The organism is Janthinobacterium lividum, assembly GCF_034424625.1.
Lineage (GTDB): Bacteria > Pseudomonadota > Gammaproteobacteria > Burkholderiales > Burkholderiaceae_D > Janthinobacterium > Janthinobacterium lividum.
The window spans coordinates 1,223,467-1,238,720 of record NZ_CP139976.1 but is presented as its reverse complement, the minus strand read 5'-3'; the positions used below and the strand labels follow the sequence as shown (position 1 = coordinate 1,238,720).

The 15,254-nt window shown below is 59.8% G+C and carries 14 protein-coding genes and 1 other RNA gene; 1 reads left to right on the top strand and 14 read right to left on the bottom strand.

What is annotated here, in order from left to right:
• Window positions 1-4: 4 nt before the first annotated feature.
• The 5 genes from U0004_RS05615 to rnpB form a co-directional block, all read right to left on the bottom strand.
• Window positions 5-1,783, bottom strand: a complete 1,779-nt coding sequence (locus tag U0004_RS05615; protein WP_070258852.1) for a peptidoglycan D,D-transpeptidase FtsI family protein — start codon at window positions 1,781-1,783, stop codon at window positions 5-7.
• On the bottom strand, window positions 1,783-2,052 hold the full coding sequence (ftsL, locus tag U0004_RS05610) for a cell division protein FtsL (protein ID WP_034748894.1): 270 nt from the start codon (window positions 2,050-2,052) through the stop codon (window positions 1,783-1,785). The genes U0004_RS05615 and ftsL overlap by 1 nt, the downstream gene beginning before the upstream one ends.
• A complete protein-coding gene (rsmH, locus tag U0004_RS05605) occupies window positions 2,049-3,020 on the bottom strand; it encodes a 16S rRNA (cytosine(1402)-N(4))-methyltransferase RsmH (RefSeq protein ID WP_070258850.1) in 972 nt (323 codons plus the stop codon). Before rsmH ends, ftsL begins: the two co-directional genes overlap by 4 nt.
• Before the next feature lie 9 nt (window positions 3,021-3,029).
• On the bottom strand, window positions 3,030-3,458 hold the full coding sequence (gene mraZ / locus U0004_RS05600; RefSeq protein ID WP_034748899.1) for a division/cell wall cluster transcriptional repressor MraZ: 429 nt from the start codon (window positions 3,456-3,458) through the stop codon (window positions 3,030-3,032).
• Between the two features lie 661 nt (window positions 3,459-4,119).
• An RNA gene (rnpB, locus tag U0004_RS05595) (RNase P RNA component class A) lies at window positions 4,120-4,459 on the bottom strand.
• 235 nt (window positions 4,460-4,694) lie between these two features.
• On the opposite strand from rnpB, the gene U0004_RS05590 reads away from it, so the two are divergent.
• Window positions 4,695-6,398, top strand: a complete 1,704-nt coding sequence (locus U0004_RS05590) for a thiamine pyrophosphate-binding protein (protein WP_070258848.1) — start codon at window positions 4,695-4,697, stop codon at window positions 6,396-6,398.
• A gap of 73 nt (window positions 6,399-6,471) precedes the next feature.
• On the opposite strand, the gene U0004_RS05585 is transcribed toward U0004_RS05590, so the two are convergent.
• The 9 genes from U0004_RS05585 to U0004_RS05545 all read right to left on the bottom strand — a co-directional run bounded on the left by U0004_RS05585 (window position 6,472) and on the right by U0004_RS05545 (window position 15,252).
• Window positions 6,472-7,014, bottom strand: a complete 543-nt coding sequence (locus U0004_RS05585) for a hypothetical protein (protein WP_070258846.1) — start codon at window positions 7,012-7,014, stop codon at window positions 6,472-6,474.
• Window positions 7,015-7,166: 152 nt separating this feature from the next.
• Complete coding sequence (locus tag U0004_RS05580; RefSeq protein ID WP_070258844.1) at window positions 7,167-8,282, bottom strand: porin; 1,116 nt, start codon at window positions 8,280-8,282, stop codon at window positions 7,167-7,169.
• 870 nt (window positions 8,283-9,152) lie between these two features.
• Window positions 9,153-9,437 carry a hypothetical protein gene (locus U0004_RS05575; protein WP_254676151.1) on the bottom strand — a complete coding sequence of 95 codons (285 nt, stop codon included), beginning with the start codon at window positions 9,435-9,437 and terminating at the stop codon, window positions 9,153-9,155.
• Between the two features lie 152 nt (window positions 9,438-9,589).
• A complete protein-coding gene (locus tag U0004_RS05570) occupies window positions 9,590-10,705 on the bottom strand; it encodes a porin (RefSeq protein ID WP_070258844.1) in 1,116 nt (371 codons plus the stop codon).
• Window positions 10,706-11,680: 975 nt separating this feature from the next.
• Complete coding sequence (locus U0004_RS05565; protein ID WP_070258842.1) at window positions 11,681-12,118, bottom strand: nuclear transport factor 2 family protein; 438 nt, start codon at window positions 12,116-12,118, stop codon at window positions 11,681-11,683.
• A complete protein-coding gene (locus U0004_RS05560; protein WP_070258840.1) occupies window positions 12,115-12,882 on the bottom strand; it encodes an SDR family NAD(P)-dependent oxidoreductase in 768 nt (255 codons plus the stop codon). Before U0004_RS05560 ends, U0004_RS05565 begins: the two co-directional genes overlap by 4 nt.
• On the bottom strand, window positions 12,879-13,439 hold the full coding sequence (locus U0004_RS05555) for a DUF3833 domain-containing protein (protein WP_081345821.1): 561 nt from the start codon (window positions 13,437-13,439) through the stop codon (window positions 12,879-12,881). Before U0004_RS05555 ends, U0004_RS05560 begins: the two co-directional genes overlap by 4 nt.
• Window positions 13,427-14,707: an MFS transporter gene (locus U0004_RS05550; RefSeq protein ID WP_070258838.1), complete on the bottom strand. Its 1,281-nt coding sequence runs from the start codon at window positions 14,705-14,707 to the stop codon at window positions 13,427-13,429. The genes U0004_RS05555 and U0004_RS05550 overlap by 13 nt, the downstream gene beginning before the upstream one ends.
• Window positions 14,704-15,252, bottom strand: coding sequence for a chalcone isomerase family protein (locus U0004_RS05545; protein WP_070258836.1), 549 nt, complete (start codon window positions 15,250-15,252; stop codon window positions 14,704-14,706). Before U0004_RS05545 ends, U0004_RS05550 begins: the two co-directional genes overlap by 4 nt.
• Window positions 15,253-15,254 lie beyond the last annotated feature (2 nt).

Sequence of the window (15,254 nt, the reverse complement as noted above, 5' to 3'; positions counted from 1 at the left end):
GACTTCACATGGCCTCCGGGCCGGCATTGGCCGGGACCACGATTTCGGTAACGGAGGAATCGGGCGGTACGTTCATCGCGCGCAGCGCGTTGGTCGCAATCGCCGCGAAAGCGGGAGCGGCAACCTGGCCGCCATAGTGGGCGGGGCCGGTCGGTTCATCGATCATCACGGCAATGATGAAGCGCGGCGCCGACATCGGCACCATGCCCACGAACGAGCCGATATATTTGCGCGGCATCGCGTAGCGGCCGTTTTCCACTTTATAGGCGGTACCCGTCTTGCCGCCCACGCGGTAGCCGGCAACCTGGGCGCGCTTGGCCGAGCCGTGCGCGCCGGAGACCACGAGTTCCAGCATGGCGCGCATTTCGGCGGCCGTCTTCGGCTTGATCACTTGCTGGCCCACGGGCAGTTCATTGACCTTCTGGAATGACAGGGGAATCGTGTCGCCATCACGCGCGAACATCATATAAGAGCGCGCCAGCTGGATCAGCGACACGGAAATGCCGTTACCGTAGCTCATGGTGGCCTGTTCCACCGGGCGCCACGATTTATACGGACGCACGCGGCCGGCCACGGCGCCAGGGAAGCCCCATTTCGGCTGCTGGCCGAAGCCGACCTTGGTAAACATTTCCCACATTTCCTGCGACGGCATGCCCAGCGCGATTTTCGAGGTGCCGATGTTCGACGACATCTCGATGATTTCCGAGACATTGATCACGCCGTGCGGCTTGGTATCGGTGATCGTGCGGTCGGCGATGGTATAGCGGCCCGGACCCGTGTCGATCAGGGTGCCCGGCTTGACGCGGCCCGTGTCGAGCGCCAGTGACACCGTGATCGGCTTCAGGGTCGAACCGGGCTCAAAAGTATCGGTCATGACGCGGTTGCGCAGCTGCTGGCCCGTCAGCTTGCGGCGGTCGTTCGGGTCGTAGCTCGGGTAATTGGCCAGGGCCAGCACTTCGCCCGTGTGCACGTCGAGCACCACGGCGCCGCCAGCCTTGGCGTTGAATTTCTCCACCGCTTCCTTCAGCTGGGTGAAGGCGATGTACTGGATTTTGCTGTCGACGGACAGGGTCAGGTCCTTGCCGTCATGCGGTTCGTGGATGAAGCCGATGTCTTCGACGATGTGGCCCAGGCGGTCCTTGATCACGCGGCGGCTGCCGGTGGTGCCGACGAGGGTTTTCTGCTGCGCCAGTTCCATGCTTTCCTGGCCCACGTCTTCCACGTTGGTAAAGCCCACCACGTGGGTCATCACTTCGCCCTGTGGATAGAAGCGCTTGTATTCCTTGCGCTCGTCGATGCCGTCGATGCCCAGCCTGGAAATCTTGTCGGCCACGTCCATCTCGACCTGGCGTTTCAGGTAAACGAAGCCGCGGTCCGAATCGAGTTTCTTGCGCAATTCGTTGACATTCATTTCCAGCAGGCCGGCCAGCGCATTGATTTTTTCGGGTGATGCCTGCAGCACGTCGTCGGGAATGGCCCAGATGGCTTTCACGGGGACGGACGAGGCGAGCACCTGGCCATTGCGGTCGGTGATCTTGCCGCGCGTGGCCGGCAATTCCAGGGTGCGCTCATAGCGCGCCTTGCCCTGCTTTTGCAGGAACTGCGTCGATACGCCCTGCAGCCACAGGGCGCGCGCGCCCAGGCCGGCGAAAGCGAAGAACAGCAGGAACAGCACGACGCGCGAACGCCAGACGGGCAGACGCACCGCCAGTACGGGGTTCTTCGAGAATGGCACGCCTTTCGATGCCGCCACCCGGCCGTTGCTATTACCGCCCAACTTCATTATTCGCCCTCCGTCAGGTATTGCGTACGCGCCGCCGTCAGCGGCGTCATGCTCAGGTCGCGCCGCGCGATCGATTCGATGCGTTCATGCTTGCCCAAAGTGGACTGGTCCAGCTGCAATTGCGCCCAGTCGATGTCGAGCTGGCGCGACAGCGCTTGCGCGCGCTCCAGGTCGATCAGCAAGTGGCGCGACTGATACTGCGCATTCACCAGCGACAGGCCGCAGCACACCAGCAGGGCCGACAGCACGACACACAGCTTGCCAGTCATCGGGCGCCGCCACGAACTGGAATGGGCAAACGCTGCGCCACGCGCATCACGGCCGAACGCGAGCGCGGATTGCCCTCGATCTCGGCGTCGGACGGCTTCATCTTCGAAATCAGCTTCATTTCCGGCTGCGGCAAGTCGACCGCGCGGATCGGCAGACGGCGGTCAGGCTGCTCCACGTTCGCCTTCGAGGCGAAGAAGCGCTTGACCATGCGGTCTTCCAGCGAGTGAAAACTGATCACGGCCATGCGCGCGCCAGGCGCCAGGCAGGCATACGCCTGGCTCAGACCGATCTCGAGATCCTCGAGCTCTTTGTTAATGAAAATGCGTATGGCCTGAAAGGTGCGGGTAGCGGGGTCCTTACCCTTCTCGCGGGTCTTGACGGCGCCTGCCACGATGCCGGCAAGCTGTCGTGTGCTTGAAATTGGCTGGACTGCCCGGCCAGCAACAATCGCCTTTGCAATCTGAAAAGCAAACCGTTCTTCCCCATAATCGCGTATCACTTTCTCTAAATTCTGCTCGGTTTCCACCGCCAGCCATTCGGCCGCGGAGATGCCGCGCGTGGTATCCATGCGCATGTCCAGCGGTCCGTCGTTGCGGAAGCTGAAACCGCGCGCCGCGTCGTCGACTTGCGGCGACGAGATGCCCAGGTCAAGCAGGATGCCATCGACCTGCTGCACGCCGCGTTCGGCCAGGCTGGCCGTCATGGTGGCAAAACTGTCGTGGACGATTTCAAAGCGGGGGTCGCCGATCTGTTCGGCCGTGGCGATGGCTTGCAAATCCTTGTCGAAGCCGATCAGGCGCGCGTCGGGCGCCAGGCGCGACAAGATCAATCGGCTATGGCCGCCGCGCCCAAACGTGCCATCGACATAAATGCCGTGCGCGCGGTCGCCCGACAGGTCGAGCGCATCGACCGCTTCATCGAGCAGCACCGTGCGATGCTGAAATTCCGGCACCGTGAGTTGTGTCATTACGGAGCCTTAGAAAGAAAAATTGGAAAGTACATCGGGGGTGCCGGCATCGATCGCCTGCTGTTCTTTGTCGGCCAACTTGGCGGCATCCCATATTTCAAAGTGGCTGCCCATGCCGATCATCATGACTTCGCGCGCCAGTCCGACGGCGTTGCGCAATTCGGGCGAGATCAGCACGCGGCCGGCCGAGTCCAGCTCGACGTCGACGGCGTTGCCGAGGAAGATGCGCTGCCAGGCGCGCGCCGACATGGGCCAGGCGGCGATTTGCTGGCGGTGGCTTTCCCACACGGGACGGGGAAAAAACAGCAGACAGCCATCGGGGTGTTTGGTGAGTGTCAAGCGGCCTTCGCATTGAATCGCCAGCGCGTCACGGTGCTTGGCAGGGATAGACATCCTGCCTTTGGCATCGAGATTGATTGCGGACGCGCCTTGAAACACGGAAGACCTTTTTGAGCTTGGGTTGCGACGCTTGCGCATCGCGATGAAAAGGGAAAATTTCCCACAAAAACACACTTTTTCACACAGTTGCCCACTTTAGAGGAAGCAAAGATAGTGGTCAAGCGGTTTCCGATTGGCAAAACAGGAATTTTATTAATGAAATTAAGGACTTAGCGCATATCGTTGAAGGAGTCTCAAATAAAAATATATCGATAAATTAGATACTTATGAAAGATAGTGAATGTGCTACCTCATCTGCACACATGTGTTTTCCTACCGTAAACATCGAAAAAAACGAAATCAAAAAATTGAATTTTTTACAGTTAGTTGACACATGACAATAGTTTCGTCATCCGGACACAACAGCAATCAAGCATCGGAAAAGACTTGGTTTAAAGCAAAAGAAAATCATCCTTGGCGCGTATCGCCCCTGTTTTCCGGGCCTGGCCTGTCGCAGGAAAACTATTTTTGCAACGCAGCAATTAATTGTAAACAGAAAACTTTAACCAATTGTTCATTTTTAGTTGTCTATACAACTTTATCGCGGATGCTATATTTTTAGATACAAAAAAAGCCCCGTTGCGGGGGCTTTTTGGACGGCGCACAGCATGAAAAACGCTGCGGGCGATACGCTCCCTGGCAAGCCAGGAAACAGGAATTCAAGTGAAGCAGGCCGGTAGGCCGGATTTTGTTACGGCGCCTTCCCTTGCAGGTTGGCGCTATGACAGTCATTCCTCTAGGCGCCAGATTACTCGGGCGCTCAAGCTTTCTACCCGCACGCTCCGCGAGCAGCATCATCGCGTGCCTATTTGAAATTGCACCAGGTGGAGGTTACCGCGTTTCACCGTAACTTAATACGCTCGTCTCTGTGGCCCTATTCCTCGCCTTATACCTTGCGGCTTTCGACGGACGGCCGTTAACCGTCACCCCGCTCTATGGAGTCCGGACCTTCCTCCCGCCAGCGCATTGCTGCGCCGGCCAGCGACTGTCTGGCCTGCTTCACCCGCCATTGTACCGCGCCGCAGCATGTTTCTGCAAAAAGGCCTGTGCACGCGCGACACCGCTCGCCGGGCCCCTCGTCGGGTCCCGGCCCGGGGGATTGTGTAATTCGGTGTCGCCATTTCAAAAGCCGGGCCAAATCGGCTCACATAGAATGAGGCAAGCTGCTTGCATGCAGGCGCATGCGCACCGCTTGCCCCATTTCTTTGCCACCCACTAGAATATAAAGAGCCGAACATGACGCAACAACCCCGTACCGGCGGCCAGATCCTGGTCGATGCCCTGCAGATCCACGGTGTCGACACCGCCTTTGGCGTGCCTGGCGAAAGCTACCTCGACGTGCTCGACGCCCTGCACGATTCGGGCATCCGCTTCATCATCAACCGCCAGGAAGGCGGCGCCGCCTTCATGGCCGAAGCCTACGGCAAGCTGACGGGCAAGCCGGGCATCTGCTTCGTCACGCGGGGACCGGGCGCCACCAACGCCTCGATCGGCGTGCACACGGCCCACCAGGATTCCACGCCGATGATCCTGTTCATCGGCCAGGTGGGCAATGATTTCGTCGACCGCGAAGCATTCCAGGAAATCGACTACCGCCGCATGTACGGCCAGATGGCCAAGTGGGTGGCGCAGATCGACCGCGCCGAGCGCATTCCCGAATACCTGGCGCGCGCCTTCCAGGTTGCCACCAGCGGCCGTCCCGGCCCCGTCGTGCTGGCCCTGCCGGAAGACATGCTCATTGCGCTGGCCACGGTGGCCGACACGCGCGCCTACCAGCCCGTGCAGGCGGCGCCATCGGATGCCCAGCTGCAGCAGTTGCGCGGCATGCTGGCGACCGCGAAGCAGCCGCTGGTCTTGCTGGGCGGTACTACCTGGACGCCGCAAGCGTGCGCCGACCTGCAGCAGTTCGCGGAAAGCAACCACCTGCCCGTCGCCTGCGCCTTCCGCTTCCAGGACTTGCTCGACAATTCCCACCCGAACTACATCGGCGACGTCGGCATCGGCATCAACCCGAAACTGGCCGCGCGCGTGAAAAACGCCGACCTGGTCATCGCCATCGGCCCGCGCCTGGGCGAAATGACGACAGGCGGTTACACCCTGTTCGACTCACCCGTGCCGCGCCAGCGCCTGGTGCACATCCATACGGATGCCGAGGAACTGGGCAGCGTTTACCAGGCCGAGCTGATGATCAACAGCGGCATGCCGCAAGTATGCGCCATGCTGGCCGCCATGGCGCCCGTCGATGCGTCCGCCTGGCAGCATACGCCAGCCGAAGCCAAGGCCGAGCTGGCCGCCTACCAGGAGCGCCCGCCCATCTTCCAGGATGGCCAGGCGCCGCTGGACCTGTGGCAAGTCACGCAAGAGATCATGGCGCAGGCCCCCGCTGACACCATCCTGACGAACGGCGCCGGCAATTACGCCTCGTGGGCGCACCGCTTCTATCGCTACGGCGGCATGCGCACCCAGCTGGCGCCAACGAATGGCGCCATGGGCTACGGCGTGCCGTCCGGCGTGGCGGCGAAGATCGTGCACCCCGAGCGCACCGTGATCACGTTCGCCGGCGATGGCGAATACATGATGAATGGCCAGGAACTGGCCACGGCCGTGCAATACCAGGCGGGCGTGGTCATCATCGTCTTCAATAACCAGATGTTCGGTACCATTCGCATGCACCAGGAGCGCGACTACCCGGGCCGCGTGTCGGGCACGACCCTGCACAACCCGGATTTTGCGGCGTTGGCGCAAGCGTATGGCGCACATGGCGAAGTGGTGAATACGACAGAAGAGTTCGCCCCCGCCCTGCAACGGGCGCTGGCGCACGCCAAGGCGCACAACTTGCCGGCCTTGATCGAACTGCGCTACGACGGCAACCTGATCACGCCGAACGCGACGCTGGCCACCATCCGCGCCACGGCGGAAAAGGCGCAGGCCGCCAAATAAGCCTCCCGCAAGGCGAGAAATAACAAAGGCCCGGTCGATACCGGGCCTTTTTCTTTGTAACCGCAGCAATCGCTCAGGCGGCGGGCACGGGCGCGCTTTCCTCGGCAGGCGCTGCCTCGGCGGGCGCTTGCGGCACCGGCGGGCATGGCGTGCAATGCTTCAGGGGACGGCCGAAATCGCGCACGCGGCTCAGTTTCATCGGCATGCGCACGTTGCCGCCGCAGTAATCGCCTTCCAGGGTCAGGGTCTGGCCATCTTTGGAAAACTTGCCGACGATGGTGCGCTCTTCGCTGTCGGCGCCGGCGATGGTGAAGTCGAAGGCGCCCGTGGCGGCGTCCAGGTTGACGTCGTTGGCCACGATGGGCCAGCTCAGGGCGCCGGCCGTGAATTCATAGATGACGGAATCGGCTTCGGCAAAGCGGTGCAGCGTCACGCGCTGGCCGCCGATTTCGCCGCTATCCTTTTGCAGGCACAGGTCGGAGTAGACGGCCACGCCGTAGCGCTCCAGTCCGGCCGGCTTCTTGCCCTTGACGGCAGCGACAGCGGCGCCCGTGGCGCCAGCAAGCAGCAGCGCGGCCAGCAAGGCGGCCAGGCGCGGCGAGGTGAATGAATACATGGCATTCCTTTACTTGAGTAACGGCGTCATTATAACTGGCGCCGCACATGCAAAAACGCGCCGCCAGGCCGAAGCCAGACAGCGCGTTTCCTTGCTTATCAGCATCCCCGAAGGGATGCTGGCAGCGGTACTAAGCTTCGCTTGCGCGAATATTAGAACGAGTGACGAACACCAACGTTGAAGGCTTTGTCGCCCGAACCGATGTTGCTGTTGTTACCAACGGTGTAAGCTGCGCCGTTTTTGTTCTTGATCTTAGCGTACGAAGCGTAGGTGCTGGTGCGCTTCGACAGAGCGTAGGAGTAACCCAGTGCCCATTGATCAGCGTCAGCGTTAGCGATGCCTTTGTCGTTGGTCTTGATGTACGAAGCCATCACGGTGCCAGCTGGGCCAACTGGTACGGTCGCGCCGACCAGCAGGTTAGCGCTGTCGGTGCTAGGAGCAGCAGCGTTGTAGCCGTACGCGTTCAGGCTGCCGGTGGTGCCGAAAGCTTGACCAGCAACAACTGCGTTGGTGTTGCTCAGACCCGAGTTGTAGGTTGCGCTGTTGTCGCCTTTGTTGACGCCGTATGCCAGGAAAGCCTTGGCAACTGCGAAGTCGTAGTTAGCTGCAGCCAACCAGTTACGTGCGCTACCTTTGTTGCTGATAGCGGATTCGTTGCTGGTGGTGTTGTAAGCCAGACGTGCGTTCAAAGGACCGTTCGAGTAGCCAGCCGACGCGCCGATTTGACGGCCGTATTTGTTCGAATCAGCTTGTTCGCCGAAGGTGTAAGCCACATCAGCGTCAAAGCCGTTGAAGTTTGGCGAGGTGTACAGCACGGTGTTGCTGGTGCGGGTGTTCGCTGGGAACAGGTTCTTGGCGGAACCAGCGTAGCCCACTGCGAATGGATCAGCAACTTTCGACAGGGTGTTGTACCAAGGCGTGTATTGACGACCCAGGGTCAGGGTACCGGTCGTTTTGCTGCTCAGACCTACGTACGATTGACGACCGAACAGGGCTTCGTTTTTACCTTGCGAGCCGCTGTCAACACCGAAACCAGCTTCCAGAACGAACAGAGCCGACAGGCCGTTGCCCAGATCTTCGGTGCCTTTGAAGCCCAGACGGGAAGCCGAAGCAATGCCGCTGTCTACTTTGTTGGTGGTGCCGGCTGCGCCGCCGCGCTCGCTGACGAAACCAGCGTCAACGGTACCGTAGATAACAACGCTCGATTGAGCTTGGGCTACGCCAGTGGCTGCTGCCAGAACTGCCAGGGTGATCAGAGTTTTTTTCATTGCGATTTCCTTTAATTTTGAAGCAAAAAGTAATACAGCCTATGCATCTCGAGCTGCGCTCTAACAGAGCGCTTTTTATGAGTGAGGGCAAGGTCTCCACCTGCCACATTGCTGTTCCGGTCAGGGGAACAATTCACATCGGTATCGGCACGCTATTGCACCGATAAGCTTGAAGGCTGCAGAGCGACCGTATTTTGATGCGCCGGTTCGGTGCTCAAAGGGCACCGGAAGCGGCACTATAACGACCGTTTCACATTCCATCAAGTTCCAACATGTTACTTCCGGTACCAGGCCGAGGGCTTTTTCAGGCATCCCGACCATCGCCAACCGTACTACGCGACAGAGCCAGTGCCCCTTGCCAACCAATGCATTGGCCTGATTGACCATTCCATCATAGCGCATGCCTTGTCGACACCCGTTGTATTAGTGCAACAGTATCAGGCGCGTGATTAAAACATCAACATGCTTTACCCATCATTTACCCTGCATGATTTACGCGACAAAGCGCACAATTTGTCAGGCGATAATGGATAAACGGAACGAAGCATACACGGCATCGCCAATGTTTGCTGCCGGATGCCCAAAAACGGGAAATATCACGCCCTGTTTTGGTGCGTTGCCGCATTATTCAGGGGCGTAGACGCCATTTTTGACGTCGGCGCGCGCGTCAGGAAAATAGGCAGAGTATCAACACAATTACTGACTTTCCGGTAATTTAAATTGCTCACATAGAAATGTTTTTCATGTTTTCCGGCTAACTCTTCAGCCACCCGCCTAGAACCGATGAGGACGACTCTTGCTTGCAAATTGCGCATCAGTTGAAACAAATTCTTACAATGTTGCCTTCTCAATATTTCGACATATTTGTGTCTAAAAAACGACACATTGACCGAAATCAAGTTTTCGCCGACCCGATACCACACAATTTACTTTTTCTTTTTCGCATTTTTTGCTTATAAGCAGCAGCGTCACGCGCTGGCCGCCGATTTCGCCGCTATCCTTTTGCAGGCACAGGTCGGAGTAGACGGCCACGCCGTAGCGCTCCAGTCCGGCCGGCTTCTTGCCCTTGACGGCAGCGACAGCGGCGCCCGTGGCGCCAGCAAGCAGCAGCGCGGCCAGCAAGGCGGCCAGGCGCGGCGAGGTGAATGAATACATGGCATTCCTTTACTTGAGTAACGGCGTCATTATAACTGGCGCCGCACATGCAAAAACGCGCCGCCAGGCCGAAGCCAGACAGCGCGTTTCCTTGCTTATCAGCATCCCCGAAGGGATGCTGGCAGCGGTACTAAGCTTCGCTTGCGCGAATATTAGAACGAGTGACGAACACCAACGTTGAAGGCTTTGTCGCCCGAACCGATGTTGCTGTTGTTACCAACGGTGTAAGCTGCGCCGTTTTTGTTCTTGATCTTAGCGTACGAAGCGTAGGTGCTGGTGCGCTTCGACAGAGCGTAGGAGTAACCCAGTGCCCATTGATCAGCGTCAGCGTTAGCGATGCCTTTGTCGTTGGTCTTGATGTACGAAGCCATCACGGTGCCAGCTGGGCCAACTGGTACGGTCGCGCCGACCAGCAGGTTAGCGCTGTCGGTGCTAGGAGCAGCAGCGTTGTAGCCGTACGCGTTCAGGCTGCCGGTGGTGCCGAAAGCTTGACCAGCAACAACTGCGTTGGTGTTGCTCAGACCCGAGTTGTAGGTTGCGCTGTTGTCGCCTTTGTTGACGCCGTATGCCAGGAAAGCCTTGGCAACTGCGAAGTCGTAGTTAGCTGCAGCCAACCAGTTACGTGCGCTACCTTTGTTGCTGATAGCGGATTCGTTGCTGGTGGTGTTGTAAGCCAGACGTGCGTTCAAAGGACCGTTCGAGTAGCCAGCCGACGCGCCGATTTGACGGCCGTATTTGTTCGAATCAGCTTGTTCGCCGAAGGTGTAAGCCACATCAGCGTCAAAGCCGTTGAAGTTTGGCGAGGTGTACAGCACGGTGTTGCTGGTGCGGGTGTTCGCTGGGAACAGGTTCTTGGCGGAACCAGCGTAGCCCACTGCGAATGGATCAGCAACTTTCGACAGGGTGTTGTACCAAGGCGTGTATTGACGACCCAGGGTCAGGGTACCGGTCGTTTTGCTGCTCAGACCTACGTACGATTGACGACCGAACAGGGCTTCGTTTTTACCTTGCGAGCCGCTGTCAACACCGAAACCAGCTTCCAGAACGAACAGAGCCGACAGGCCGTTGCCCAGATCTTCGGTGCCTTTGAAGCCCAGACGGGAAGCCGAAGCAATGCCGCTGTCTACTTTGTTGGTGGTGCCGGCTGCGCCGCCGCGCTCGCTGACGAAACCAGCGTCAACGGTACCGTAGATAACAACGCTCGATTGAGCTTGGGCTACGCCAGTGGCTGCTGCCAGAACTGCCAGGGTGATCAGAGTTTTTTTCATTGCGATTTCCTTTAATTTTGAAGCAAAAAGTAATACAGCCTATGCATCTCGAGCTGCGCTCTAACAGAGCGCTTTTTATGAGTGAGGGCAAGGTCTCCACCTGCCACATTGCTGTTCCGGTCAGGGGAACAATTCACATCGGTATCGGCACGCTATTGCACCGATAAGCTTGAAGGCTGCAGAGCGACCGTATTTTGATGCGCCGGTTCGGTGCTCAAAGGGCACCGGAAGCGGCACTATAACGACCGTTTCACATTCCATCAAGTTCCAACATGTTACTTCCGGTACCAGGCCGAGGGCTTTTTCAGGCATCCCGACCATCGCCAACCGTACTACGCGACAGAGCCAGTGCCCCTTGCCAACCAATGCATTGGCCTGATTGACCATTCCATCATAGCGCATGCCTTGTCGACACCCGTTGTATTAGTGCAACAGTATCAGGCGCGTGATTAAAACATCAACATGCTTTACCCATCATTTACCCTGCATGATTTACGCGACAAAGCGCACAATTTGTCAGGCGATAATGGATAAACGGAACGAAGCATACACGGCATCGCCAATGTTTGCTGCCGGATGCCCAAAAACGGGAAATATCACGCCCTGTTTTGGTGCGTTGCCGCATTATTCAGGGGCGTAGACGCCATTTTTGACGTCGGCGCGCGCGTCAGGAAAATAGGCAGAGTATCAACACAATTACTGACTTTCCGGTAATTTAAATTGCTCACATAGAAATGTTTTTCATGTTTTCCGGCTAACTCTTCAGCCACCCGCCTAGAACCGATGAGGACGACTCTTGCTTGCAAATTGCGCATCAGTTGAAACAAATTCTTACAATGTTGCCTTCTCAATATTTCGACATATTTGTGTCTAAAAAACGACACATTGACCGAAATCAAGTTTTCGCCGACCCGATACCACACAATTTACTTTTTCTTTTTCGCATTTTTTGCTTATAAGCATCAAGAATCAGCCTTAACGCTGGCTTGCGCGGCGGAGCATGCGCATGAAAGGGCCCAGCACCGGCAGTTTTTCATACAATTCTTCCGCCACATCCCAATAATCGCGGTGCATTACCACCCGTCCCTGCCTATCGAAACGCACATGTGTTGCGCCACGAATACATTGTTCGCCAGATACCAGGCGTTTCATGCGAAAGCGAAACTCCCACGTCAGGAACGCTTGCTCTCCCTGCCCCAGGCTTTCCAGCACGACAAACCGTGGCGCATCGACTTGCACGAACATGTGCTCGAAGATGGCCAGGATGGCGGCATGGCCCTCGACCTCGTTGAACGGGTCCTTGAAGCGGGCGTCCGGCGCATACACGGCGCCCAGCTGGGCCAGGCTTTCCAGGCTCAGATGCTCGTAAAACGCCACCAGGCGCGCCAGCGCGCCTTCCATGGTTGCGCTCATAGGCCCGTCACCTTGTGGATCAGCCAAAAATAGGCGCGGTACGGCAACAGCCGCGCCAGGCGCATGGCATTGGTAAAGCGCTTGGGGAAGTGGATGTGGAACTGGCCCCGCTCGATGCCGTCGAGCATGGCGGCGGCCGCGTCACGCGCCGTCATCAGGGCCGGCATGGTGAAATCGTTGTCCGCCGTCAAGGGCGTGGCGACAAAGCCGGGGTTGATCTGGTACACGCCGATGCCGCGCGGATGCAGGTCCAGATACAGCGACTCTGTCAGGTTAATCAGCGCCGCCTTGCTGGCGCCGTACGCGAGCGCCTTGGGCAAGCCGCCATAACCGGCCACCGAAGCGACGATGCCGATGCCGCCACTGCCCTGGCGCAATAGCCACGGCAAAGCCTGCTCCAGGCAATTGAAGACGCCGCCCACATTCAAGGCCAGCAAGCCCTGGGCTGCCTCAAGGTCGAAGCTATCGGCGCGCATCGCCTGATAGCCGCCGGCGACCACCAGTATCAGGTCGATATGCGTCCACTGCTGCTGCAATTCTACGCAGACGGCCCGCAGCTGCGCGTGCTGGGTGATATCGAGCGGCAATGCCTGCGCCAGCGCCTGTCCGTCGCACAGCCGCTCAAGGCTGGCACGATGGCGGGCTGACAAGGCCACGCTGGCGCCCTGCTCCAGCAACAAGGTGGCGCACGCGGCACCGATGCCGCTGGAAGCGCCGATGATCCATACGCGCTTGCCGGCCCAGCTGGTAACCTTGCGATTCATGGGGCCGCCTGCGGACGCTTGCTGAACGATAAAGTGACGGCGCCCAGGCTGAAGCCGAACTTGCTCATGGCGGCGCGGTTCAGCATGACCTTGTCATCCATCAGGAACATCCAGTCCTCGAAGTCGACGTGGTAAACCGTGCCGTCGACGGGCAACGCCAGCACGTATTGCCAGCGCAGCGCATTGCCGGCCACTTCGCCGACAGCTTCCCCGATCACGTCGGGCGCCGTGCCGATGAAGCGCCCGGGCGCCGTCTTGCGCAAGGTCCACACGCGCCGTTGGCGGCTGCCATCCGAATACGTGAAGTCTTCATCCAGGGTGCCCGTCTCGCCCACCCAGCTGGCCCGCATCACCACGGTGAAGCGCTTGACCACCTTGCCGGAGCGGTCCTGGAAGATGCCGTGGGCATCGAGCGTGCCATTGAAATACTGTTGCAGATCCAGTATGGGCAATTCCTGCGCATACATGGCCGGCGTGGGCGGCGTGGAGCAGGCGGCCAGCGCCAGCATCAGGACCGCCAGCGGCAAACGGTGTTTGCAATAACTCATGAAGCGCATGCGCGATTCTCCAGGTGGTCACTAAATATATGTTGCAAGGGTGCACGCCACAACAGTAACGCCGCCAGCAGTTTCAAGGCGCAGGGCAGCAAGGCGTAGGCGGCAGCCAGGGCTGGCAAGCCTTTGCTGCTGCCCGGCACATAGCCGAGCCAGGCCAGCAGGGGCAAGGCGATGCCGGCCGCCAGCGCCAGGCTCATCTGCACGCCCCAGTTCCACCAGCCGAAATACGCCGCTTCGTGCCGCCCGGCATGACCGGCCGCGCCGATCAGCCCTGCCAGCAGGGCCGGCGGCAAGGCCAGGTCGGCGCCCAGCGCCAGGCCCGACAGCAGACAGATGGCGGCAAAACCCCAGGCGGCACCCGCGCCCAGGCCATACGCCCAGACAAACACGGTTGCGGCCAGCAGCATGGCACCACCCCAGGCACGGGCTTCGCCAAAGCGTCGCGCCAGGGCCACCCACACGGGCATCGAGGCGGCCGCCGCGCAAAAGTAGACGATCAGGAACGGCCCTGCGTAATGGCCCAGGCGCAGGTAGTCAGTGGCAAAGAACAGGAACAGGGTGGCGGGAATGGCGGCTGCCACGCCATTGACGAGCAAGACGGCAAACAGCCAGCGAAAGGCGCGCTGGCGAAACGGCAGGCGCCAGGCGCCAGCGGGCAGCGCCTGCGGGCCTTGGCGCAACACCGGACGCGGCGCGCGCGCCAGCAGCAGCGCCCCCGCCGCCAGCAGGCAGATGGCGAAGGCCAGCGACAAGCCGTCGTAGCCGAGCACGGAAGTGAGCCCCGCTGCCAGGATCACGCCGAGCAAGCCGCAGCCTTCGCGCACGGCCGTCACCCGCGCCCGCTGCGCGCGCAGCTGGCTCAGGGCCGCGCCCCAGCTCTGGTGCGCGATGCCGGCCAGGCCATAGGCGGCATACACGAGCAGCAAGGCGGCCAGGAACCAGGCCAGGGTGGCAGCTTCCCGCATGGCCGGCGGATGGAACAGGGCAGCAAAGCCCAGCAGCAGCAAGGGCAGCGAGGCGCCAACATATATTGCATAGCCGCGCCCGCCACGCGCCATCCAGACACCGAGGGCAGGATCGATGAAGGCGGCGGCGATGCGTGCCGCCAGCAGCACGGCACCGATTTGCGCCAGGTCAAGACTGCTGCGCTGCGCATAAAACGGCGCCACATATATATAGATGGGCAGCGCCAGCATGGCCAGCGGCAGGCCGAACAGGCCATAACTGAACAAGGCAGGCAAGGTCAAGGCGCTGGCCCCGGCGTTCATGGCAGCGGCGCCGCACTCTGCAGCAAGGCCGCGCGCAGCTTCGGCGCCGTGCTCGACGGCGACAGCCAGATGGCAAAGAAGGCGCGCGCGAAGTCGCCATCCGTCACGTCGGCCAGCACCTTGCCATCGAGATAAAAACGCACGCCGGGCGCGATGCCCGCCCGGTAGGCGCCTGCGATGCGCTGGTCTTCCTTGACGTCAGGAAAGATGCGCTGCATGGTGGCCAGCCAGGCCAGGCGCTGCTCCGACGTACCCGCGCCGATTTTCTGCATCTGTTCGTAGCTGGCTTCGGCGATTTTCTTGCCGTCGAGCGCGCGCGCGTAGCGCAGTTCCAGTACAAACGGCGCCGATTCGGATGCCGTACCCTGGTAGCCTTGCGGTCCCACCCAAAGTTGCGCGCGGTAAATACGCATGCCGAACCACGTGTATTCGCCCTCGCCCGCCAGGCGGGCCTCGGGTACGTCGGCAGCGATAAAGGCTGGCGGCGCGGCAGCGGCGCCCAACATGGTCAATGACAGCACAACAGTGGCAAGCAGGCGGCGCATGG